Source organism: Kitasatospora sp. NPDC001539, from assembly GCF_040298565.1.
GTDB lineage: Bacteria > Actinomycetota > Actinomycetes > Streptomycetales > Streptomycetaceae > Kitasatospora.
The window spans coordinates 1-22,190 of sequence record NZ_JBEPAK010000112.1 but is presented as its reverse complement, the minus strand read 5'-3'; the positions used below and the strand labels follow the sequence as shown (position 1 = coordinate 22,190).

24 protein-coding genes are annotated in these 22,190 nt (G+C 72.1%); 11 read left to right on the top strand and 13 right to left on the bottom strand.

The window, feature by feature from the left end; all coding sequences use genetic code 11:
* Positions 1-142: 142 nt before the first annotated feature.
* Complete coding sequence (locus ABT247_RS18760) at positions 143-3,106, bottom strand: AfsR/SARP family transcriptional regulator (protein ID WP_350743911.1); 2,964 nt, start codon at positions 3,104-3,106, stop codon at positions 143-145.
* Positions 3,107-3,320: 214 nt separating this feature from the next.
* Between ABT247_RS18760 and ABT247_RS18755 the strand changes: the two genes are divergently transcribed.
* A complete protein-coding gene (locus tag ABT247_RS18755) occupies positions 3,321-3,596 on the top strand; it encodes a hypothetical protein (protein ID WP_350743910.1) in 276 nt (91 codons plus the stop codon).
* Between the two features lie 251 nt (positions 3,597-3,847).
* Here the strand turns inward: ABT247_RS18755 and ABT247_RS18750 are convergent, their stop codons facing one another.
* Positions 3,848-4,051, bottom strand: a complete 204-nt coding sequence (locus ABT247_RS18750; protein WP_350743909.1) for a hypothetical protein — start codon at positions 4,049-4,051, stop codon at positions 3,848-3,850.
* A gap of 135 nt (positions 4,052-4,186) precedes the next feature.
* On the opposite strand from ABT247_RS18750, the gene ABT247_RS18745 reads away from it, so the two are divergent.
* Positions 4,187-4,945 (top strand): GntR family transcriptional regulator, encoded by a 759-nt coding sequence (locus ABT247_RS18745; RefSeq protein ID WP_350743908.1) that lies wholly within the window; start codon positions 4,187-4,189, stop codon positions 4,943-4,945.
* A gap of 137 nt (positions 4,946-5,082) precedes the next feature.
* On the opposite strand, the gene ABT247_RS18740 is transcribed toward ABT247_RS18745, so the two are convergent.
* Complete coding sequence (locus ABT247_RS18740; RefSeq protein WP_350743907.1) at positions 5,083-6,750, bottom strand: fumarate hydratase; 1,668 nt, start codon at positions 6,748-6,750, stop codon at positions 5,083-5,085.
* A gap of 206 nt (positions 6,751-6,956) precedes the next feature.
* On the opposite strand from ABT247_RS18740, the gene ABT247_RS18735 reads away from it, so the two are divergent.
* Positions 6,957-7,664 carry a DUF1707 SHOCT-like domain-containing protein gene (locus ABT247_RS18735; protein WP_392894680.1) on the top strand — a complete coding sequence of 236 codons (708 nt, stop codon included), beginning with the start codon at positions 6,957-6,959 and terminating at the stop codon, positions 7,662-7,664.
* A gap of 314 nt (positions 7,665-7,978) precedes the next feature.
* Positions 7,979-8,353, top strand: coding sequence for a WhiB family transcriptional regulator (locus ABT247_RS18730; RefSeq protein WP_392894681.1), 375 nt, complete (start codon positions 7,979-7,981; stop codon positions 8,351-8,353).
* A gap of 194 nt (positions 8,354-8,547) precedes the next feature.
* Here the strand turns inward: ABT247_RS18730 and glpX are convergent, their stop codons facing one another.
* The gene (gene glpX / locus ABT247_RS18725; protein WP_350743904.1) at positions 8,548-9,588 is read right to left on the bottom strand and encodes a class II fructose-bisphosphatase; all 1,041 of its coding nucleotides are present in this window, start codon (positions 9,586-9,588) and stop codon (positions 8,548-8,550) included.
* 215 nt (positions 9,589-9,803) lie between these two features.
* On the opposite strand from glpX, the gene ABT247_RS18720 reads away from it, so the two are divergent.
* Positions 9,804-10,340 (top strand): DUF4245 domain-containing protein, encoded by a 537-nt coding sequence (locus ABT247_RS18720; protein ID WP_350743903.1) that lies wholly within the window; start codon positions 9,804-9,806, stop codon positions 10,338-10,340.
* Positions 10,341-10,519: 179 nt separating this feature from the next.
* On the opposite strand, the gene ABT247_RS18715 is transcribed toward ABT247_RS18720, so the two are convergent.
* The 4 genes from ABT247_RS18715 to ABT247_RS18700 form a co-directional block, all read right to left on the bottom strand.
* Complete coding sequence (locus ABT247_RS18715) at positions 10,520-11,122, bottom strand: malonic semialdehyde reductase (protein ID WP_350743902.1); 603 nt, start codon at positions 11,120-11,122, stop codon at positions 10,520-10,522.
* 109 nt (positions 11,123-11,231) lie between these two features.
* The gene (locus ABT247_RS18710) at positions 11,232-11,495 is read right to left on the bottom strand and encodes an exodeoxyribonuclease VII small subunit (RefSeq protein ID WP_350743901.1); all 264 of its coding nucleotides are present in this window, start codon (positions 11,493-11,495) and stop codon (positions 11,232-11,234) included.
* Between the two features lie 201 nt (positions 11,496-11,696).
* Positions 11,697-12,929: an exodeoxyribonuclease VII large subunit gene (gene xseA, locus ABT247_RS18705; protein ID WP_350743900.1), complete on the bottom strand. Its 1,233-nt coding sequence runs from the start codon at positions 12,927-12,929 to the stop codon at positions 11,697-11,699.
* Positions 12,930-13,105: 176 nt separating this feature from the next.
* On the bottom strand, positions 13,106-14,458 hold the full coding sequence (locus ABT247_RS18700; RefSeq protein WP_350743899.1) for an APC family permease: 1,353 nt from the start codon (positions 14,456-14,458) through the stop codon (positions 13,106-13,108).
* Between the two features lie 109 nt (positions 14,459-14,567).
* Between ABT247_RS18700 and ABT247_RS18695 the strand changes: the two genes are divergently transcribed.
* Positions 14,568-15,542 (top strand): 4-hydroxy-3-methylbut-2-enyl diphosphate reductase, encoded by a 975-nt coding sequence (locus ABT247_RS18695; RefSeq protein WP_350743898.1) that lies wholly within the window; start codon positions 14,568-14,570, stop codon positions 15,540-15,542.
* Positions 15,543-15,718: 176 nt separating this feature from the next.
* Positions 15,719-16,465 (top strand): polyphosphate--glucose phosphotransferase, encoded by a 747-nt coding sequence (gene ppgK / locus ABT247_RS18690; protein WP_350743897.1) that lies wholly within the window; start codon positions 15,719-15,721, stop codon positions 16,463-16,465.
* A gap of 85 nt (positions 16,466-16,550) precedes the next feature.
* Here the strand turns inward: ppgK and ABT247_RS18685 are convergent, their stop codons facing one another.
* On the bottom strand, positions 16,551-17,003 hold the full coding sequence (locus ABT247_RS18685; RefSeq protein WP_350743896.1) for a DUF6542 domain-containing protein: 453 nt from the start codon (positions 17,001-17,003) through the stop codon (positions 16,551-16,553).
* Positions 17,004-17,332: 329 nt separating this feature from the next.
* Between ABT247_RS18685 and ABT247_RS18680 the strand changes: the two genes are divergently transcribed.
* The 4 genes from ABT247_RS18680 (at position 17,333) to ABT247_RS18665 (ending at position 19,594) form a co-directional block, all read left to right on the top strand.
* On the top strand, positions 17,333-17,725 hold the full coding sequence (locus tag ABT247_RS18680) for a VOC family protein (protein WP_350743895.1): 393 nt from the start codon (positions 17,333-17,335) through the stop codon (positions 17,723-17,725).
* An 84-nt stretch (positions 17,726-17,809) separates the two neighbouring features.
* Positions 17,810-18,883, top strand: a complete 1,074-nt coding sequence (gene ychF, locus ABT247_RS18675) for a redox-regulated ATPase YchF (protein ID WP_350743894.1) — start codon at positions 17,810-17,812, stop codon at positions 18,881-18,883.
* 178 nt (positions 18,884-19,061) lie between these two features.
* Complete coding sequence (locus ABT247_RS18670) at positions 19,062-19,343, top strand: type II toxin-antitoxin system Phd/YefM family antitoxin (protein WP_350743893.1); 282 nt, start codon at positions 19,062-19,064, stop codon at positions 19,341-19,343.
* Positions 19,340-19,594: a Txe/YoeB family addiction module toxin gene (locus ABT247_RS18665; protein ID WP_350743892.1), complete on the top strand. Its 255-nt coding sequence runs from the start codon at positions 19,340-19,342 to the stop codon at positions 19,592-19,594. The genes ABT247_RS18670 and ABT247_RS18665 overlap by 4 nt, the downstream gene beginning before the upstream one ends.
* A 244-nt stretch (positions 19,595-19,838) precedes the next feature.
* Here ABT247_RS18665 and ABT247_RS18660 read toward each other — a convergent pair whose 3' ends face one another.
* From ABT247_RS18660 to ABT247_RS18645, 4 genes are all read right to left on the bottom strand, one after another.
* A complete protein-coding gene (locus tag ABT247_RS18660; protein WP_350743891.1) occupies positions 19,839-20,102 on the bottom strand; it encodes a type II toxin-antitoxin system RelE family toxin in 264 nt (87 codons plus the stop codon).
* A complete protein-coding gene (locus ABT247_RS18655) occupies positions 20,095-20,364 on the bottom strand; it encodes a type II toxin-antitoxin system Phd/YefM family antitoxin (RefSeq protein ID WP_350743890.1) in 270 nt (89 codons plus the stop codon). The genes ABT247_RS18660 and ABT247_RS18655 overlap by 8 nt, the downstream gene beginning before the upstream one ends.
* Before the next feature lie 240 nt (positions 20,365-20,604).
* Entirely contained in the window at positions 20,605-21,795 is a 1,191-nt protein-coding gene (locus ABT247_RS18650) for a hypothetical protein (protein WP_350743889.1), read from the bottom strand.
* A 162-nt stretch (positions 21,796-21,957) separates the two neighbouring features.
* The coding region (locus ABT247_RS18645; protein WP_350743888.1) for a hypothetical protein at positions 21,958-22,190 on the bottom strand (233 nt) is incomplete at its 5' end.

Sequence of the window (22,190 nt, the reverse complement as noted above, 5' to 3'; positions counted from 1 at the left end):
TCGGCGGTGCCGTGGATGTACCAGGGCACCGTCCCGGCCCGCAGGGGTTGGGCATGGACGCGAACCGGTCACCGTATGTCTCTCCGAGCCGGTTGCGCCGACGCGCGGATCGGGGGAGGTGCCCCGTCGGGGGGCGGGCACCTCACGGCGCGGGGGGAGAGGGAACGGGCTCGGTGTGCTGGCGCGAGATGAGGTCCGCCACGGGTGAGGCCTCCGGCACACCGAGCCTCGTGAAGATCGCGTGCGCCTCCCGGAGGCAGGCCAGCCCGCGGGCCGGCTGGGCCAGCGCGAGCAGTGCCTCGCCCAGGGCGGCGTTGGCCAGGCCCTGGCAGTAGGCGGACCCCATGTCCTGCCCGATCGCGAGCGACTCGCCGGCGGCTTCGGCGGCCTCGGCCGGCTGTTCCGCGGCGAGGAGCGCGGAGGCCAGGCGGGCCAGGGCGTAGCCCTCCCAGAGCGCGTTCTGCTGGGACCGGAAGAGCTGGTGGGCCTCGCGCAGGTGCGGGACGGCCTCGGCGGTGGAGAGCACCACGCCGAGCTGGTAGAGCGTCTGGGCGAGCAGGGGGCCGTTGTCGGACGCCCGTGCGGCGGCGACACCCTCGCCGGCGGACTGGACGGCAGTCTCGATCATGCCGAGCCGGTGCTGCACCCGGGCCATGTTGCTGACGATCCGGGCCTCGCCGATCGACGTGCCGACCTGCCGGTTGATGGCGCGGCCCTGTTCCAGGAAGGGCAATGCCTCGGCCGGGCGGTTGCCGACGCTCAGGATGACGCCGAGCATGTTCGCCGTGGCCAGCAGCAGCACGGTCGGCTCGTCCGCCGTCTGGTGGTCCAGGCTCCGGCGGAAGGACTGCTCCGACCCGTGGAAGTCGCTGGTGATGGACTGCAGGGTGCCGAGGGCGAAGTACACCCGGGCGATCCCGGCCGAGTCGCCGCGGCGCTGGGCGTCCTCGCCCATGGCCTGGAGGACCGGCAGGACGCGCGGGCCGCGGGTCGGGTCCGGGTCGATGCTGAACAGGTAGTTCAGCAGGTCGACGGCCGCCCGCTGCAGGGCGCCGGGGCCACCCGCGGCGGCCTCGACGGCGCTGAGCAGCAGGGAGCCCTCGGTCCGCAGCCAGTCCCCGGCGGCCCGGCTGGTCGGCAGGCCGAGCCCCGGCGAGGTGAGCGGGGTGAGCAGTTCGGGCAGCGGGTCGTCCGGCTCGATGACCTGGGCCGCGTTGCGGACGGTCGGGATCAGCAGGTCGAGCAGCCGCAGCACCGCCCGCTCCTGCTCCTCGGCGTCCCCGATCCGCTCGTTCTGCCGCTGGGCGTAGAGCCGGAGCAGGTCGTGGTAGCGGTAGCGGCCGGGGGTGAAGCACTCCAGCATGTTCGCCTCGACCAGCGCCTCCGCGAGGTCCTCGGCGGTGCGCTCGTCCACACCGAGCAGTGCGGCCGCCGCCGCCAGCGGAACGTCGGGGGAGTCGATCAGGGCGAGCAGCCGAAAGGCACGGGCCTCGGCCGGGGACAGCTGTCCGTAGCCGAGCCCGATGGTGGTCTCCACGGCGAGGTTGCCCAGCTGGAGCTCGTCCAGCCGCCGGCGCTGGTCGGCTAACCGACTGGCCAGGTCGGAGACGCTCCAGCGCGGTCTGCTGGCCAGCCGGGCGGCGGCGATGCGGACGGCCAGCGGCAGGAAGCCGCAGGCGGTGACGACCTTCATGGCCGCCTCCGGCTCGGCGAGGACCCGGTGTTCGCCGACGATGGCCGAGAACAGCGCCAGTGCCTCGGCCGGGGTCAGCTCCTCGACGTCGAACAGCTGGGCGCCGGGGATGTCGGCCAGCCGGGATCGGCTGGTGGCGAGCACGGCGCAGCCGGAGACCCCGGGGATGAGCGGCTGGATCTGGTCCGCGTCGCGCGCGTTGTCGAGCAGGATCAGCATCCGGCGGTTGGCGAGCAGCGAACGATAGAGGGCGGCGCGCTGGTCCAGCGAGTCGGGGGCGTCGGTGACGCCGAGGGCGTGCAGGAAGTCGCCCAGCACGACCACCGGGTCGGCCGGTGAGGCGCCGGCGCCGCGCAGGTCGACGTACAGCTGCCCGTCCGGGAACTCGCAGCGGACGCGGTGGGCGACGTGCACCGCGAGGGTGGTCTTGCCGACACCGCCGATGCCGGCCAGTGAGGTGACCACCACGGCCTGGCCGGTGGCGTTCATCAGGACTGCCGAGAGGTCGCTCACCAGCTCGCTGCGGCCGCTGAAGTCCGATACGTCCGCCGGGAGTTGGGCCGGAGGGGGAGGTGCGGCCGGACCGTCCTCGCGGGCGGCCCGGGCGGGCGCGACCGGGAGGACGAGTTCCGGGTCGGCGGCCAGGATGCGGGTGTGCATCGCGGACAGGCCCGCGCCCGGTTCGACCCCGAGCTCCTCGATCAGCAGTTTGCGGGTGTCGGTGTAGACGCCGAGCGCCTCCGCCTGGCGTCCGCAGCGGTACAGCGCCAGCATCAGCAGTTCGCGCAGCCGCTCGCGCAGCGGGTGTTCGGCCGTCAGGTTGTTCAGGTCGCCGACGATCTCGGCGTGCAGGCCGATGTCCAGGGCGGCGGCGCACAGTTCCTCGGCGGCCGCGACCTGGCGTTCGGCCAGCCGCAGCCGCTGGGCCTCGGCGTAGGGCCCGGGGACGCCGGTGAGCGGGCGGCCGCTGAACAGGTCGAGCGCCTGGGCGAGCAGCCGGTGCGCCTCGCGCTTGTCGCCCGAGGCGCGGGCGGCCGCGGCCTCGCCGGAGAGCCGTTCGAAGACCGCCAGGTCGAGGGACTCGCCGGGGATGCGCAGGGCGTAGCCATCGGCGACCGAGACCAGCAGTTCGGCGGGGCGGCGGACCTCCCGCCGGGGTTCGATGACGGAACGCAGCCGGGAGACGTAGGTGCGCAGCGCGGCCACGGCCTGGGTGGGCGGGCGGTCCCCCCAGAGGGCGTCGACCAGGTCCTGGGTGGTGACCGGCCGTCCGGAGTGCAGGAGAAGGGTGGTCAGGACCGCCTGCTGCTGGGGAGAGCCGAGCGAGAGGGGTCTGCCGTCGAGCCAGGCCTGGACCGGACCGAGGACTTGGAAGCGCAGCGCAGGGGCCTGCGGCGTCTCCCGAAGCTCCATGAAGTCCCCCGATGGCCTGTGGTGTCGATTCCGCGAAAGGGCGCTCGGCGGTCCGCCGTGGCGGTTCAGCTTAGGCGGACGCCCGACTCCGCCGGACGGCGCCGCAAGCCGCACGATGTTTATCGGACATTTAATCAACCCTACGATACTGTCCGCGCGCCCGCGCCACGGAGGTCGGGCTGGACACATTTGATGACCGAAAGGCGGCCGCCCAATGGCCAACGACCAGAGCGAGACCCCGGTGCCGGCGGCGCCCGTTAATGCGGCGACGTCCGAGGCCCCGGCCGCCGCTGTGGAGGCGGGCAAGGCTGTCGAGGGCGCGGTGGCCGTGTCCTCGAACCCGACCGAGTACACCGCTCCGACCGACGCGCAGAAGGCCGCGCTCGAGGACGACCTGTTCGGCGACGAGCACGTGGACGACCCCGCACCGGCCACCGGTGAACCGGGCGGCCCCTACCGGCCGGAGAGCGTCATCGGCGGCCACCCGTAAGCCCTTCCGGCCCGTGCGCCCCGCGTCCCCGTCCGGGCGCGGGGCGCTGCCGGTTATGTGCGCGCCAATTCGTGTGCGGGTGCACCGCGGTGGCCGATTAGCGCCCGTGGTGCACGCATGGTGACCGGCGTCATCCGTAACGTGCCCGGCGGCGGATGCGCGGTGTTCCGGAATTCCGGATTCAGCGGGGGGATTACCTGGTCCCGAATGCCGTGGTTTGCGTGGGTTTCACCGCAATTACGGCGCCGATCTCAATCAGCCGAATCGCGGGGCTCGGGGACGGGTGAGACGTGGCTGGGCTCGGCCGTCCATTCGCGGCCGCCGCCCTCGGGGCGCAGGTAGTGCTCGCCGCCGATGGTGCCCATGTAGACGCCGGTGCGTCCGGTCCTGCGGTCGAGGACGAGTTCGCCCACCTGCGGCCGGTAGGCCCGGGTGTCGTGGTGTCGGATGCTCACCGTGCTGCTCCTCGCTCCGGTAGGCGACTGGCCAGCATCTCTAGAGAAGCTAATATCTCTAGAGATGTCAACGGTCGTATCTCCTTACCGGCGACCGCGGGCGCCCCTAGGATTGACGGCGGAGAGGGAGCGGCGATGACCGGCAGCAGTGGCGACAAGCAGCCCAAGTACCAGCGGATCGCCGACTCCCTGAGGGCGGCCATCGACGGCGGCCGCTACCGCGCCGGTGACCGGCTGCCCGGCGAGAACGACCTGATGGACGAGTACGGCGTCGCGCGGATGACCGCCCGTCAGGCGCTCGGCGTCCTGCAGAGCGAGGGCATCGCGGAGGCCCGCCGGGGCGCGGGGGTGTTCGTCCGGGACTTCCGGCCGCTGCGCCGGCGCGGCATCCAGCGGCTGGCGCAGGGGCAGTGGGGCTCCGGCCGGTCGATATGGTCCGCGGACATCGACAACCGCAGCCTGGTGGTCGACCAGGTCTCCGTCACCGAGCAGGGCGCGCCGGAGCACGTCGCCCGGGTGCTCGGGGTGGACCCCGGCATGCCGATGTGCGTGCGGCACCGCCGCTTCGTCCTGGACGGCAAGCCGGTGCTGCTCTCGACGTCGTACCTGCCGGCCGTCCTGGTCGCCGGAACGGCCATCACCCGGGAGGACACCGGCCCCGGCGGCACCTACGCCCGGCTCGCCGAGATCGGCGCCAAGCCCGTGCACTTCCGCGAGGAGGTCCGCTCCCGCATGCCGAGCGCCGAGGAGTCGACCCGCCTGGAACTCTCCGCCGGCACCCCGGTCATCCTGATCTGCCGCACCGCCTTCGCCGACGAGGGCCAGGTGGTGGAGCTCAACGAGATGATCCTCGACGCCGCCTCCTACGTGCTGGAGTACGACTTCGACGCGTAGCGGCGGTCGGGCCGGCTCGGCCCCCGGCGGGGGTGACGGTCCCCGGACGACCCGCCGTGCGACGCGCGACCGCCCCGGGCGCGGGGCGCGTCCGGGGCGGTCGGGTGCGGCTGGCTGCCGGGGTTCCTGCGGGCGGACTACTCCTTGGAGCGGACCCGCAGGTTGGTGATCAGCGGGCCCTCCGTCGTCTCGCGGAAGAAGTCGTTGCCCTTGTCGTCGACGACGATGAAGGCCGGGAAGTCCTCGACCTCGATGCGCCAGACGGCCTCCATGCCGAGTTCGGCGTACTCCAGCACCTCGACCTTCTTGATGCAGTCCTGGGCGAGGCGGGCGGCCGGGCCGCCGATGGAGCCCAGGTAGAAGCCGCTGTGCCGGGCGCAGGCGTCGGTGACCTGCTTGCTGCGGTTGCCCTTGGCGAGCATGACCATCGAGCCGCCGGCCGCCTGGAACTGGTCGACGTAGGAGTCCATCCGGCCGGCCGTGGTCGGGCCGAACGAGCCGGAGGCGTAGCCCTCGGGGGTCTTGGCCGGGCCCGCGTAGTAGACCGGGTGGTCCTGGAGGTACTTGGGCATGCCCTCGCCGGCGTCCAGGCGCTCCTTGATCTTGGCGTGGGCGATGTCCCGGGCCACGACCAGGGTGCCGGTGAGCGAGAGCCGGGTCTTCACCGGGTACTTGGAGAGCTCGGCGCGGATCGCGGACATCGGCTGGTCGAGGTCGATGCGCACCACGTCGTCGTCCAGGTGCTCGTCGGTGGTGTCCGGCAGGTACTTGGCCGGGTCGGTCTCCAGCTGCTCCAGGAAGACGCCCTCGGCGGTGATCTTGCCGAGCGCCTGGCGGTCGGCGGAGCAGGAGACGGCCATCGCGACCGGCAGCGAGGCGCCGTGCCGCGGCAGGCGGACCACGCGCACGTCGTGGCAGAAGTACTTGCCGCCGAACTGGGCGCCGATGCCGATCTTCTGGGTCAGCTCGGTGACCTTGGCCTCCAGCTCCAGGTCGCGGAAGCCGTGGCCGGTCCTGGCGTTGCCGGAGGTCGGCAGGTTGTCCAGGTAGTGCGCGGAGGCGTACTTGGCGGTCTTGAGCGCGAACTCGGCGCTGGTGCCGCCGATCACGATGGCCAGGTGGTACGGCGGGCAGGCGGCGGTGCCGAGCGAGCGGATCTTCTGCTCCAGGAACGAGAGCATGCTCGCTTCGTTCAGGATCGCCTTGGTCTCCTGGTACAGGTACGACTTGTTGGCGGAGCCGCCGCCCTTGGCCATGAAGAGGAACTTGTACGCGTCGCCGTCGGTGGCGTACAGCTCGATCTGGGCCGGCAGGTTGTTGCCGGTGTTCTTCTCCTCCCACATGGTCACCGGGGCCATCTGGGAGTAGCGCAGGTTGAGCTTGGTGTAGGCGTCGTACACACCGCGCGCGATGGCGGACTCGTCGCCGCCCCGGGTGAGCACGTTCTGGCCGCGCTTGCCCATGACGATCGCGGTGCCGGTGTCCTGGCACATCGGGAGGATGCCGCCGGCCGAGATGTTGACGTTCTTCAGCAGGTCGAGCGCCACGAAGCGGTCGTTCGGGCTCGCCTCCGGGTCGTCCAGGATGCGGCGCAGCTGGGCGAGGTGCGCGGGGCGCAGGTAGTGCGAGATGTCGTGCATCGCCTCGGCGGTGAGCAGCCGCAGCGCCTCGGGCTCGACCTGGAGGAAGGTGCGACCGCCGGCCTCGATGGTGGAGACACCCTCGGAGGTCAGCTTGCGGTACGGGGTCGGGTCAGCGCCCAGGGGGAGCAGGTCGCTGTACTCGAAGTCTGGCGTGGGAGCCATCGGGGCGGTCCTTAGGTGTCCAGTGATCCGGCTGCGTCGGCGAAGCACCATCCAGGGTAGGACCCGCCGATCGCGCGCATGCGGACAGGTGAGCCTTGCGTGACGGGGCTCACTCGGGCACCAGTGCGAGCGACTAGGCTTGGGCCGTGGACAACTCGCCGTCGCAGGACCAGCCGGGGCAGCCGCCGGTGCCGGCCCCCGTACCGATGACCGAACCCGGACTCGAGCCCCGGCCCGAGCCCCTGGCGAAGCCGCAGCCCCTGCACGCCCCGGTGGCGGAGGCCGAGCTGCGCGTCTCGGACGCCGACCGCGAGCGGGTCGCGGAGCTGCTGCGGGACGCCTACGCCGAGGGCCGGCTGGACGCGGACGAGCACGCCGAGCGGATCGGGGCCGCGTACGCCGCCAAGACCTTCGGCGACCTGGCGCCGCTGACCCGGGACCTGCCCACCCACCGCCCGCTCTCCTTCGAGAAGCGGCCGCTGGACGCCCCGGCGCCGGCCTCCGCGCCGGCGCCGGCGCCGCCCGCGCGCCAGGAGGCGCCGTCGGTGGTGGCGATCTTCGGTGGTGCCGCCCGCAAGGGCCGCTGGCGGGTCGGCTCGCACGTCACGGCCTTCACCGCGTTCGGCGGGGTGGAGATCGACCTGAGCGACGCGGTGTTCGAGTCCCCCGAGGTGGAGATCACCGTCACGGCGATCTTCGGCGGGGTGGAGATCCGGGTGCCGGAGAACGTGAGCCTGCACGGCTCCGGGGTCGGCATCTTCGGCGGGTTCGACGTCCGCGAGCAGACCGCGGCGGATCCGTACGCTCCGGTGGTGCGGGTCAAGGGCGTTGCACTGTTCGGCGGTTGCAATGCCAAGCCGCGCCGGGGCAAGAAGCTCAAGGAGTGGGTCCGCAAGCAACTCGGCACCGACTGACCGGAATTCGCCGGTGAAATGCCCGGCCGGTCATCAACTCCCGGCCGGGCGTTCATCGTTGCGCCAGTGCACTCCGTAGTCGATTGCGTGCAGTGTGCATGAATCGCGGTCGGGCGGGGTAGGTCACCCCGCACATCGCTTCTTGTACGGCTGCGCACCGGAGGCGGCCCAGCGGCCGGTCCCGGGTTGGACTAGCGGGGGCTCGCAGCCGGGCAGCGGAGCGAGGTTCCCCCGTGTCCGAGAGCCTCGTCAGGAGTACGGCCGTGCTGCATCCGATCGAGTCCCGCCCCACTTCGCCAGTCGCCCCCGCCCGGTTGCTGGAGCGCCGTCCGGCCGTCCGCCCGCAGCCGCAGCCCCCGGGCGGCCCGGTCGGCGCCGCGGGGGAGGACGACCCGTGGCACACCGGTGCGGCCTGCCGACGGGACGAGGTGGGGCTGTTCTTCGCTCCGTCGAAGGAGCCGACGGCGGCCAGGCTGTCGCGCGAGGAGCAGGCCAAGCAGGTGTGCGCCCGCTGCCCGGTGCTGCTGGAGTGTCGGGAGCACGCGCTGGCCCAGCCGGAGCCGTACGGGGTCTGGGGCGGGCTGACGGCCGCCGAGCGGCGGGTGGTGCTGGCCCGGCGCCGCCGCCGGGACGCCGAGCTGCGCGAGGCGGCCCGGGTCGGTGCGGCCGGGAGCCGGATAGCCGGCTGACGGCGGGTCGACGACGCGTCGCGTCCACCGGGCGACAGCCGTCCCCGCGGAACGGCATCCGCCTCCGGCGGGACGGCATCCGCCTCCGGCGGGACGGCAGTCGCCTCCGGAGGGCGGTGCGGCGGGCGGAACGCGGCGCGGCCTCGGCGGAGGGGGATTCCGCCGAGGCCGCGCCGCGAACCGTCGCGCGCGGGTCAGTTGGCGCGGTCGAAGTCGATCGCGCTGTAGGCCCGCAGCTTCGCCAGCTTGTGGACGGAGTTGATCTCGCGGATCGTGCCGCTCCTGGAACGCATCACCAGCGAGCTGGTGGTGGCGGTCTCCGAGCGGTAGTGCACACCGCGCAGCAGCTCGCCGTCGGTGATGCCGGTGGCGACGAAGAACACGTTCTCGCCGCTGACCAGGTCGTCGGTGGTGAGCACCCGGTCCAGGTCGTGTCCGGCGTCCAGGGCCTTCTGCCGCTCGGCGTCGTCCTTGGGCCACAGCCGGCCCTGGATGACGCCGCCCATGCACTTCATCGCGCAGGCCGCGATGATGCCCTCCGGGGTGCCGCCGATGCCCATCAGCAGGTCGACGCCGGTGCCCTCGCGGGCGGCCATGATGGCGCCGGCGACGTCGCCGTCGGAGATGAACTTGATCCGGGCGCCCGCCTCGCGGATCTCCCGGACCAGGCCGTCGTGGCGCGGGCGGTCCAGGACGACCACCGTGACGTCCTCGACGGCGCTGCCCTTGGCCTTGGCGACCCGGCGGATGTTGACGGCCGCCGGGGCGGTGATGTCGACGAACTCGGCGGCCTCCGGGCCGGCGACCAGCTTGTCCATGTAGAACACGGCGCTGGGGTCGAACATGGTGCCGCGGTCCGCGACGGCGAGCACGGCCACCGCGTTGTTCATGCCCTTGGCGGTCAGCGTGGTGCCGTCCACCGGGTCGACCGCGACGTCGCACTCGGCGCCGGTGCCGTCGCCGACCCGCTCGCCGTTGTAGAGCATCGGGGCTTCGTCCTTCTCGCCCTCGCCGATGACGACCACGCCGTTCATCGAGACGGTCGAGACGAGGGTGCGCATGGCCTTCACGGCGGCACCGTCCGCGCCGTTCTTGTCGCCGCGGCCGACCCATCGGCCGGCGGCCATGGCGGCCGCCTCGGTGACCCGGACGAGTTCGAGCGCGAGGTTCCGGTCCGGAGCCTCGGGCGCGACCTCCAGGGCACTGGGGAGGTGGTGCGGGTACTGCGTGGTCATCGTCGTTACCTCTCTGTACGCGACGGCCAGTGAGCGCCCGACTACTGCCAGGTCGAACGCCGTGGTGAGGGTTCTGCGATCGTATCTGCCCACGAGATGACTGTCTGTGCCGCGGGTCGCCACCCTGTGACGAAAAGCACTGGTTCGTCCGGCTTCACCCGGACGTGGACACCCCGGGTGACCCGACCGGAAGGTGGATGAGTCACCATGTGGGGGTGGCTGCAGAGAGCAAGGGCATGAGGGGTCGGCAGACCGTACGGGACATGGTCCTGTCGATGCTGGCGGTCGGTCTCGTCGTCTGGATCGGGTACCTGTTCCTCCCGCACGACGCCGACAGCGACCCGGTGCACATGGTCGAGTACAAGGTGGCGGCGGCTTCGGCGAAGCGTGCCGCGCCGTATCCGCTGCTCTCCCCGGAGGGGCTGCCCGGCACGTGGCGGGCCACCTCGGTCAGCTACACCCCGGCCGACCTGAACTCCGGCAAGGGCAACGCCTGGCACCTGGGCTTCGTGACGCCCTCCGGCCAGTACGCGGCGGTCGAGCAGGCCGACGTCCCCCGGGACCGGCTGCTGGCCGACAAGGTCGCGGGCGGGCAGCCGGACGGCACCTCGGACGCCGCGGGGCGCACCTGGGACAGGGTGCAGGGCGAGAAGAGCCGGGCGCTGGCCGCCCAGACCGGCTCGGCGGCCACCGTGATCACCGGCACCGCCTCCTACGAGGAACTGGCCGAGCTGGCCCAGGCGCTCAAGTAGTACCGGGCACCGCGCACGGCGGCGTGCGGCCGGCGCGTCGTGCCGGCGGTACGGGGCGGCGGCCGGCCGGCGAACGGCGGGGCGCACGGCCGGCGAACGGCGGGGCGCGCAGGCCCGAGGACGCGGAAGGGCCCGCACCGGACGAACCGGTGCGGGCCCTTCGCCGTCGCGAGGTGCGCTCAGACGGTGGTGACGACCTGGTCGTACTCCAGGCGCGGCGACCGCGGGAACCAGGCGTCGTCGCCCGGCTTGCCGATGTTGACCACGGCCAGCACCGAGTGCTCGCCGTCGCCGAAGAACTCCTTGTTGAGGCCCTCGGCGTCGAAGCCGGTCATCGGGCCGGCGGCCAGGCCGGCCGCGCGCACGCCGATGATGAAGTAGGCGGCCTGCAGCGCGCCGTTCAGGACGGCGGACTGCTCGCGGACGGCGCGCTCCGAGAAGAACATGTCCTTGGCCTGCGGGAAGTGCGGCAGCTGGGTCGGCAGCTCCTCGTGGAACTCGTTGTCCACGGCCAGGATGGCGACCAGCGGCGCGGCGGAGGTCTTGGCCTTGTTGCCGTCCGCCATGTGCTGGACGAGGCGCTCGCGGCCCTCGGCGGAGCGGACCAGGACGACGCGCAGCGGCTGCTGGTTGAAGGCGGTGGGGCCGTACTTGACCAGGTCGTAGATCGCCTGGACCTGCTCCTCGGTGACCGGCTCGTCGGTGAAGCTGTTCGCGGTGCGGGCCTCGCGGAACAGGAGGTCCTGAGCGGCGGCGTCGAGTACCAGGGCGTCGGTGGTCATGCTTCTGCACCTCATGCGGGAGGGGGTTCGTCGGTGTGACCGGCTCGGCCGATCACCTCCACCAACATAGGTGAAGATTCAACGATTCCCCAAGGGGGTGTGACGGGGCTCACTCCCCACCCGGGGCCCCGCCCTCCTCGGCGGCCAGCGCGGCGTCCAGCCGGGCCCGGGCGCCGTCGAGCCAGCGCTGGCACACCTTCGCCAGCTGCTCGCCGCGCTCCCAGAGGGCGAGCGACTCCTCCAGCGACGTCCCGCCGTTCTCCAGCTGCCGGACCACGTCCAGCAGCGCGTCCCGGGCGTGCTCGTAGCCCAGCGCATCGTCCGGGGTCGGCGCCGCCGCGTCCTTCCGCTCCTGCTCCTGCTGCTCTGCCATGGGTGCCAGCGTAGGGGCTGGCGCCGACAGCGAGCGCCCGTGCGCGGGCTGGGGCGGCGCGGACGCGGGCGGGCAGGCGCGGGCGGCGCACGCGTGGGCGGGCAGGCGAGGGCGGCGCACGCGTGGGCGGGCAGGCGTGGGCGGCGCAGGCGAGCGCGACGCGGGCCGGGGTGCCGCGGGTTGGGGTGACGCGGGCCGTGACTACTCGACGCCCGCCGTGCCGGGCCCGGCGTCCACCGTGACGCCGAAGCCGCCGCCGGCGACCCGGGCGTGCAGCTCCTCCCCGGCCGCCACCTGCGCCGGATCCGTCACCACCGCGCCGTCCGCCCGCTGCAGCACCGCGTAGCCGCGCTCCAGCGTCGCCGCCGGGGACAGCGCGACCACCCGGGCCAGGGTGTGCCCGAGGTCGCTCTGCGCGTGGTCCAGCCGGTGCCGCAGGGTGCGGCGCGCCCGCTCCAGCAGGCCGTCCACCTCCTGGCCGCGCCCGTCCAGCATCCGGTGCGGGGCGGCCAGCGACGGGCGGCTGCGCAGCCCGTCCAGCCCGTGCTGCTCGCGGTCGACCCTGGCCAGCACGTGCCGACGGGCCCGGTCGCGCAGCTGGCGGACCTTGGCCAGCTCCTCGCCCACGTCCGGAACCACCCGTTTGGCGGCATCGGTCGGCGTGGAGGCACGCAGGTCGGCGACGAAGTCCAGCAACGGCTGGTCCGGCTCGTGCCCGATCGCGCTGACCACCGGTGTCCGGGCGGCCGCCACCAGCCGCACCAGGCCCTCGTCCGAGAACGGCAGCAGGTCCTCCACGCTGCCGCCGCCCCGGGCCACGATGATCACGTCCACCCGGGGGTGCTCGTCCAGCTCCCGGACGGCCGCGCTCACCCGCTCCACCGCGCTGACCCCCTGCACCGGGACGTTGCGCACCTCGAAGCACACGGCCGGCCAGCGCCGCCGGGCGTTCTCCAGCACGTCCCGCTCGGCCGCCGAGCCGCGCCCCGTCACCAGTCCGATGCACTGCGGCAGGAACGGCAGCGGCCGCTTGCGCTCGGCCGCGAACAGGCCCTCCCCGGCCAGCCGCCGCTTCAGCTGCTCCAGCCGGGCCAGCAGCTCGCCCAGGCCCACCGGCCGGATCTCCGACGCCCGCATCGACAGCTGCCCGCGCGCCGCGTACCACTCCGGCCTGGCGTGCACCACGACCCGGGAGCCCTCCTGCACCACGTCCGCGACCTGCTCGAACACCGAGCGGAAGCAGGTCACGGTGAGCGACACGTCGGCCTGCGGGTCGCGCAGGGTCAGGAACACCACGCCCGCCCCGGGCCGACGGCTGAGCTGGGTGATCTGACCCTCGACCCACACCGCGCCGAGCCGGTCGATCCAGCCGCCGATCAGCGCGGAGACCTTGCCGACCGGGAGCGGGGCTTCGGGGGAGCTGGTGTTGGCCATGCGTACGAGGCTAGCGGCGCGGGCCGACAGCGCGGCCGCCGACCGGCGCCGGGGCCGCTACGGGGCTTGGAGGGGCCTCACCCTCGTCGAGGCGGTCTGACCGGCGTGGAGGGGCTTCACCGGTGTGAAGGGGCGTCACCGGTGCCCAGGGGGCCTGACCCGCGTGGAGGGCGGCGTCACCGGCGCGGACCCGGCGCGGCGGCGCCCTGCACGCCGAGCACCACCAGGCCGACCGCCAGCCAGACCAGCCCGGCGACCTGCGCCGTCGTCGAGGCCTCGTAGACCACCGCGCCGATCACCGCGATCCCCAGCAGCGGGACGACCAAGTGCCGCAGCCGGTCCCGCGAGCCGTGCCGCACGGTGTACCAGCCGATGACCGAGGCGTGCAGCAGGGCGAAGGCCGTCAGCGCGCCCACGTTCACCACCGAGGTCAGCTGGTCCAGCCCGTCGTCCCGCTCGGCCGCCCAGACCGCCGCGGCCATCGTGATCACCGCCGCCGCCAGCAGCGCCCGGCGCGGCACCGCGCTCGCCGGGTCGACCGAGCCGAGCGCCCGCGGCAGCCGCCCGTCCCGGCCCATCGCGTAGACCAGCCGTCCGGCCGCCGCCTGCCCGGCCAGAGCCGCGAAGGCCGCCCCGATCGCCTTGCTGGACGCCACGAGCACGTGCAGCCAGTGCCCGGTGCTGCTCTCCACGGTGTCGTAGAAGGCCGAGCCCTGGGCGCCGGGATCGGCGGCCAGCTGCTGCGGGGTCATCGGCTCCAGCAGCGCCGCCAGGTAGGTCTGGGCGACGAACAGCACCCCGGCCAGCGCCAGGCACCACAGCACGGCCCGGGCGACCGCCGCCGAGGCGCCGACCGCCTCCTCGACGAAGGTGGCGATCGCGTCGAAGCCCAGGTAGGAGAGCACCGCCACGGACACCGCGGAGACCACCGCGGTGAGCGAGAAGTCCCCGACGGCGGTGAGCGGGGTGTCCCAGCCGCGCCGGGCGCCGTCCTGGGCCAGCGCCACCGCCGCCGCCGCGACGAACACCACCAGCACCGCGACCTCCAGCGCCAGCACCGCGAAGCCGACCACGGCGGCGGTGCGCACCCCGATCAGGTTGAGGGCGGTGGTCACCACGACCGCGAGCGCCGTCCACACCCAGCGCGGGACGTCCGGCACCAGGGAGTGCAGCGCGATCCCGGAGAAGAGGTAAGCGACCGCCGGGATCAGCAGGTAGTCCAGCATCGCCATCCAGCCGGCGATGAACCCCGGCCCCTCGCCCAGGCCGGCGCGGGCGTAGGCGAAGACCGAGCCGGTCTGCGGCACGGCGCGCACCATCTGCTCGTACGAGAGGGCGGTGAAGCCCATCGCCACCGTGGCGGCCAGGTAGACGGAGGCCACGGCCCCGTGGCTCTTGGCGTCGAGCACGCCGAACACGCCGACCGGGGCCATCGGGGCGATGAACAGCAGTCCGTAGACCATCAGATCGCGGACGCCCAGACTGCGGCGCAGGCCGCCCGGCGTCGCCTGCTCGCTCACGGTGCTCATAGACATCACATTTGAGCACTTGCGACCGGATCAGACCGGAAAGTGCGGCCCGTCGGCGCGGCTGCCCGCCCCGAGAGGTGCGGTGCGCGGCCGCCCGTACGATGGAGCCATGTCCAACACCGCGCAGCGCCGTGTCCTGCTCGCCGCCCCCCGGGGCTACTGCGCGGGCGTCGACCGCGCCGTGATCGCCGTGGAGAAGGCCCTGGAGCAGTACGGGGCGCCCATCTACGTCCGCAAGCAGATCGTCCACAACAAGTACGTGGTGCAGACCCTGGAGAAGAAGGGCGCGATCTTCGTCGACGAGACGGAGGAGGTGCCCGAGGGTTCGATCGTGGTCTTCTCGGCGCACGGTGTCGCCCCGTCCGTCCACGACGAGGCGCGGGCCGGCAAGCTGGCCACCATCGACGCCACCTGCCCGCTGGTCACCAAGGTGCACAAGGAGGCGGTGCGCTTCGCCGACGAGGGCTTCGACATCCTGCTGGTGGGCCACGAGGGCCACGAGGAGGTCATCGGCACCATGGGCGAGGCCCCGGACCGGATCCACCTGGTGGACGGCGCCGAGGACGTCGCCAACGTGCGGGTCCGGGACGAGTCCAAGGTCGTCTGGCTGTCCCAGACCACCCTGTCGGTGGACGAGACCATGGCCACCGTCGGCGAGCTGAAGAAGCGCTTCCCGGCGCTGGTCAGCCCGCCCAGCGACGACATCTGCTACGCGACCCAGAACCGCCAGGTCGCGGTCAAGCAGCTGGCCGAGGAGACCGACCTGCTGATCGTGGTCGGCTCCAAGAACTCCTCCAACTCGGTCCGCCTGGTCGAGGTCGGCCTGGAGTACGGCGCCAAGGCCGCCCACCTGGTGGACTTCGCCGAGGAGATCCAGGAGTCCTGGCTGGAGGGCGTCACCACGGTCGGTCTGACCAGCGGCGCCTCGGTGCCGGAGATCCTGGTCGAAGGGGTGCTGGAGTTCCTGGCCGCGCGCGGCTTCGACACGGTCGAGACGGTCAAGACCGCCGAGGAGCACCTGACCTTCTCGCTGCCCAAGGAACTGCGCCGCGACCTGCGCGCCGAGGCCGCGGGCAAGCTCTGATCCTCCCGCGGAACCCGGTGCCCCCGGCGGGGGCACCGGGTTCCGTGCTTTCCCGGCCCCTGCGCGCCGTTTCGCTGTGCGTGGCCGTGCGCCCTCTCGTAGCTTTGTGCACAGGCTGTGGACGACGAGCGGGCCGCGGGCGGGAAGACGCGCGGCGGAACGCGGAGGGCGGAGTGATGACGGCGGTATTCGGCGTGGACATCGGCGGCTCGGGCATCAAGGGCGCCCCGGTCGACTTCGCCCGGGGCGTGCTCGCCCAGGAGCGCTACAAGGTGCTCACCCCGCAGCCGTCCGAGCCCGAGGCCGTGGTCGCCGCCGTGCGCGAGGTGGTCCGGCACTTCGACCACCGGGGGCCGGTCGGGCTGACCTTCCCCGGCGTGGTGGTCGGTGGGCACACCAGAACCGCGGCCAACGTGGACAAGGGCTGGATCGGCCTGGACGCCGAGGGCCTGTTCCGCGAGGCGCTGGACCTGCCCGCGACCGTCCTCAACGACGCGGACGCGGCCGGGCTGGCCGAGATGGCCCACGGCGCCGGGCACGGGGAGCGCGGCGTGGTCCTGGTGCTCACCTTCGGCACCGGCATCGGCAGCGCCCTGTTCGTGGACGGCACGCTGGTGCCCAACACCGAGCTCGGCCACCTGGAGCTGCGCGGCAAGGACGCCGAACGCCGGGCCTCCTCGGCGGCCAAGGAACGGCACGGGCTGGACTGGGAGCAGTGGGCCGGGCGGGTCGACGAGTACCTGGACCTGGTGGAGATGCTCTTCTCGCCGCAGTTGATCGTGATCGGCGGCGGGGTGAGCCGCAAGCACGAGAAGTTCCTGCCGCTGCTGAGGGCGCGCGGGGCGCGGGTGGTGCCGGCCGAGCTGCGCAACGACGCCGGCATCGTCGGAGCCGCCATGGCGGCGGCCCGGGCGGCGGGCTGAGGGTCCCGCCGGGGCCGGGCTGAGGGCCCCGCCGGCACCGGCGGGACCGCCGCGCCGGGCCCGGGAGCCGGCGGGGCGCCGGACGTCAGCGGGACCGGTGGATCCGGCGCTGGGCGACGAAGCGGGCGAGCACGATGAGCGCGGCCAGGCCGGTCCCGGTGAACAGCCAGCCGGCCCGCAGCGCCAGCCCGGTGGCCAGCCCCACCACCTGGGCGGTGGCACCCGGGGAGCCGACCGGAGCGAGCGCCAGCAGCGCGGCGGCGAAGGCGATCGGCCCGCTGATCGGTGCGGCCAGCAGGTCGGCGTAGCGGACCCGGACGGCCAGCTGGAAGCACACCACCAGGTAGCCGAGGCCGAACAGCCAGCCGAGGTCGTCGAAGAGCAGCCGGTCCACGGCCGCCACCCCCAGCGTCGCCAGCACGGCGGCCACGCCCGTGCCGACGGCGGTCAGCCGGGTCGGGCGGCCGGTCCGGCGCCGCCCGTACACCCGCAGCCGCCCCCCGGGCGACGGGCGGGGCGGGGCTTGGCGGCCGGCCACCGGGCGCAGCCGCGAGGACGCGGGGGCACGGTCGGCGGGCGCGCGGTCGGCAGGGGCTCCGGCGCTCTCGGGAGCCCGGCCGGGACCGGGGACGGCGGGCGCGGCCGGCCGGTGCTGCGGACGGCGTCTGGGCCCTGGCGGCTGGGTTCGGATCCTCTGCTCCACCCGCCCAACGTACGGTCCGATCATCGCCACACTGTGTAATGGACCGTTCAGGTCTTGTCCCGTGTCCCCGGATGGGGTACTCCTGTGATCGTCGCTCGGCGGGTCTGACCTGCCCGGACGAGTCGACGCACCAAGATCGTCGCATCATCGCACCGGGGGAGCTCATGGGTGCCGACTTCACGTTCGAACGCATCGACCACGTCCAGCTCGACATCCCGGCCGGCGCCGAGGACGAGTGCCGCGCCTTCTGGTCCGGTGTGCTCGGCATGACGGAACTGGAGAAGCCGCCGGTGCTGAAGGCGCGCGGCGGCTGCTGGTTCCGGGGCGGCGGAGTCGAGGTGCACCTCGGCGTGACCCCGGACTTCCGACCGTCCCGCAAGGGCCACCCGGGCATCCTGGTGCACTCGCTGGACGCCCTCGCGGCACGGCTCACCGCGCACGGCCACGAGGTGCGCTGGGACCACGACCTGCCCGGTCACCGGCGCTTCCACACGGACGACAGGCTGGGCAACCGCCTCGAGTTCCTCGAGCCGGCGCCCGCGCCGACCGAGGCGTAGGGCGGCGCAGGCGCTGCCCGTAGACTTGGGGGTCGGCCCGTACGGTGCCGACCCAACTCCTCCAAGCCCACGGGACTGCGCTTCATGTCGCTCACGATCGGAATCGTCGGCCTGCCGAACGTCGGCAAGTCGACCCTGTTCAACGCCCTGACCAAGAACGACGTGCTGGCGGCCAACTACCCGTTCGCCACCATCGAGCCGAACGTCGGCGTCGTCGGCGTCCCGGACGAGCGGCTCACCAAGCTCGCCGAGATCTTCGGCTCCCAGCGCATCCTCCCGGCCACCGTCGACTTCGTCGACATCGCGGGCATCGTGCGCGGCGCCAGCGAGGGCGAGGGCCTGGGCAACAAGTTCCTGGCCAACATCCGGGAGTCCGACGCGATCTGCCAGGTCGTGCGCGCCTTCACCGACCCGGACGTGGTGCACGTGGACGGCAAGGTGTCGCCCAAGGACGACATCGAGACCATCCACACCGAGCTGATCCTGGCCGACCTCCAGACCATCGAGAAGGTCCTGCCGCGCCTGCAGAAGGAGGCGCGCCTGAAGAAGGACACCGCCCCCGTGCTCGCCGCCGCCGAGGCCGCACAGGCGATCCTGGAGACCGGCAAGACCCTCTTCGAGGCGGGCTTCGACACCACCCCGATCCGCGACCTGCACCTGCTGACCTCCAAGCCCTTCCTCTACGTCTTCAACGTCGACGAGGCCGAGCTGGCCGACGAGGACTTCAAGAACGCCCAGCGCCAGCTCGTCGCCCCGGCCGAGGCGATCTTCCTCAACGCCAAGATCGAGTCCGAGCTGATCGAGCTCGACGACGCCGAGGCCCTCGAACTCCTCCAGTCGATGGGCCAGGAGGAACCCGGCCTCGCCACCCTCGCCCGCGTCGGCTTCGACACCCTCGGCCTGCAGACCTACCTGACGGCCGGCCCCAAGGAAGCCCGCGCCTGGACCATCAAGAAGGGCGCCACCGCCCCCGAGGCCGCCGGAGTCATCCACACCGACTTCCAGAAGGGCTTCATCAAGGCCGAGGTCATCTCCTTCGACGACCTGGTCGAGGCCGGCTCCATCGCCGAGGCCCGCGCCAAGGGCAAGGCCCGCATCGAGGGCAAGGACTACGTCATGCAGGACGGCGACGTCGTGGAGTTCCGCTTCAACGTGTGATCGTCTGATTGCATTAAGCTAGGTTGGCCTGTCAAATGTGCAGGTCGAATGGGGTCCGCCTCTCTTGAGGCGGGCCCCGCTCTCTTTCTCGTGCTGACTTGGTGCTGAGTTCTCCAGTCCGCTCGACCCTCTGCAAGTGGTACGTTATGTGGTACTAGTCATGGAGGGAGCACGGTCGATGTCGATCACTGCCAGCGAGGCGCGCAAGGCCCTCTTCCCGTTGATCAAGAAGGTCAATGACGATCACGAGGCCATCGAGATCGTTTCCAAGCACGGGAACGCCGTGCTCGTGTCGGCCGATGACTATGCCGCACTGCGCGAGGGCTCCTACCTTTTGCGCTCGCCGGCGAACGCTCGCCGCTTGCTGAAGGCGTACGAGAATGCTCTTGGCGGCATAGGGCTTTCCGAGCGGGAGCTCATCGACCCTGATGCGGCGGATGTCGAGAAGGGTGCCGCGTGAGGCTCGTCTTCGAGGAGAGCGGCTGGGAGGATTACACGTCCTGGCTCAAGAACGACCGCAAGATGCTCGCTCGGATCAACAAGCTCATCGAGGACGTTCTGCGTGATCCGTTCACCGGGATTGGCAAACCGGAGCCGCTGAAGTACCACTTGCCTGGGGCCTGGTCGCGGCGGATCGATGACGAGCACCGCCTCGTCTACTTGGTGACGGACCGGGAGATCATCGTTCTGGCCGCCCGATACCACTACTGATCGCAGGTTGCGGGTCCGCGTCACCGTGCTGATTCTGTGCTGACTTGACCTGCTGAAATCGACGTTTTCGCAGGTCACAGCGTTGTGGTGGACGTTCCGCTTCAAGGTGTAGTCATTCGCTTGCTGCGTGTTAGGCAGCGAGTCAAACGCGCAAGTCGGAAGGGGTCGGACTCTGACAGTCCGGCCCCTTCGTCGTCACCGTGCTGGATGGGTGCTGGATATTCCGACGTGCGGTCAGTCGCGATCAGGTGTCGTAGATGGTGGATCGGTGCCCCACGTGAACGACCCAGACCACCAGCTCCCCGTTGTCGATCGTGTAGACGACGCGGTAATCGCCGACTCGCAGTCGGCGGCGGTCCGGCTGGGACACGAGTGCGGTGGTGTTGAAGCCGAGCGGATCGCTTTCGAGCTCGGTCAGCTTGGCCAGGATGCGCAATGCCGTACCGCGGGGGATCTTCCGAAGCTCGGCCTGCGCCTCGGGGCGGAAGACGGTTCGGTACTCACTCACTGCGCGCCAGTGTCTCCCTCATGATGTCCTCGATCGGGATGCCGGGCGTGGGGTTGGCCATGCGCTCGTCGATGATCCGGTTGATCTCGCGCTCTTCCCACTCCTGGTACTTGCGCAGCACCTCGATGGAGACGACGGCGGCCACCTCCTTGCCGCGGCGTGTGATCACCGTGGGCACGTCGTCCCGGTCGGCACGCTCCACGACCTCGGCGAGGTGTGCACGCACGTCGCGGATGGACTCTACGGGCAGCGGCTGTGTCATGTGCTCAAGCGTACCGAGTGTCCTATGTGTACACAACAGGCGCTGGAGAGAAGGGTGAGCCTCCTTCGTTGCAGCTGTGCGTGCTGGATGTGCTGGACAAATTTCTGCCGCGCTGACTCGGTGCCGGCTTCCTCGGGTGGGTCGTGCTGGTTCTGGGCTGACTCCGTGCGCCGAGGAGCGGCAGAATCCGACCGCTTCGGCATCGCCGGGCCGGCTGAGCGCCGGACACGTGACGCAGTGTCAGTGCGGGTTGCGTCCGGCTTGTTCGGCAGATGGGTTGACCATCGGCTCGAAGGCGGGCTCCTCCTCCCCGGGAACGTGGGGGAGGAATCCGTCGGGGACGGTGCGAGCGGCGGTGGCGAGCAGGCGGTCCAGGACTTCCTGGTCCGTGGCCGGGGGCAGTCGAAGCGCGGCGAGAAGGCGGTCGCGGACGGCGGGGTGGTCCGGGTGGTCTCCGAGGTAGTCGGAGTTGAGGGCCGGGGGGCGGAAGCCGGCCAGGGCGTCATGCCAGGACGGCAGTGCGATGACAAGGGTCAGGGCGTCGGCGAGGGAGTCCGCGATGAGAGAGGCCCGGCCCTCGGAGTCGGTGTAGAGCACGGGGCGGGGGCCGTCGGGTACGGCAGGGCCGCAGAGGTAGTGGGTGCCGCCCGCGTTGCAGCCGGCGACGGCCTCCACCGGGAGCCCGTTGGGCAGGGCGATCGATTCGATCGGGTCGGTGCGGGCAAGGTCGAACTCGCCGTCACAGGACAGGTAGGTGGCGACCTCGGGGTGCGCGGCGATCCTTCGGAGGAGTGCGTCGTCCGAGAGGGCGACCGGGTTGAGGGCCCTGGCGACCGCAGGGGTGAGGGGGTGTCCGGTGAGGACGTGGCGGATGGCGTCGAGGGGGACCGGGCGCTCGTAGTAGCCCTCGAAGTGGGCCTGGACGGCCTCGGGGGAGCGGTCCGCGAGGAGGTGGAAGAGGAAACCGGAGCCGTCCGGGTCCTCGCTGCCATCCGGGAAGGCGATGGCCGAGCCGGTGCGCCAGGCGGTGTCGCCGCTCTCCCACCACAGGCAGGCGGTGACCCGAGGGGCGTCGATGCCCTCGTCGCGGAAGGCGGGCTCGTCCAGGAGCGGGCGCAGTGCGGCGGGCACTTCGTCGATGACACCGGGCCAGACCTGCTCGTCGTCCGTCGCGTACGGACTCATCTCCGACTCGTGGTCGAAGCCGCGTATGAGCACGCAGGCCGGGGTGAACAGGACGGAGAAGTCGTCCCCCGAGCCGTTCTCCATGAGGGCCGCCTCCACGCCGGGGCCCCAGGTGCAGTCGAAGGTGTACTGGCAGAACTGCGGATCGTCGCCGATCGCCGCGTCCAGGACGGCCAGGGCGCGCAGATGTGCACGGAGTCGGGCGGGGTCCGGAAGGAGGGCGGCAGTCTCGTGCACGGTGCTCATGGCGCCATGGAAGCACCCGTCACTGACATGCGGCGCGGCCGTCCGGACAGTCGTGCCGAGTCCTTGGTCGGCCGGCTGTCGGGACGCACCAGCACCAGCGTCTTTCCCGACGCCGCCGAGTTCGCCGAGGACGACCGATCCGCTTGACTCGGGCACCCCCGGTCACGTCGGCAGCCGCACGGACATGGCGCTGGCGTCGCGCCGGCCGACGGGATCGGGCAGGCAGGCCGAGCGGGATGCCGGTGCGGCGGTGGCGGCGCGCTCGTCCGGGGCTAGGCCCAATGCTGGTGACTTTAGGTTGTGTCGCGCGGGGTGACGGTTGGTGTTGCTGGTTGTGGTGGTGGCCAGTTGTGGTGCTGGGCGCGCTTGAGGGGCCAGTTGGACATCTTGCGTTT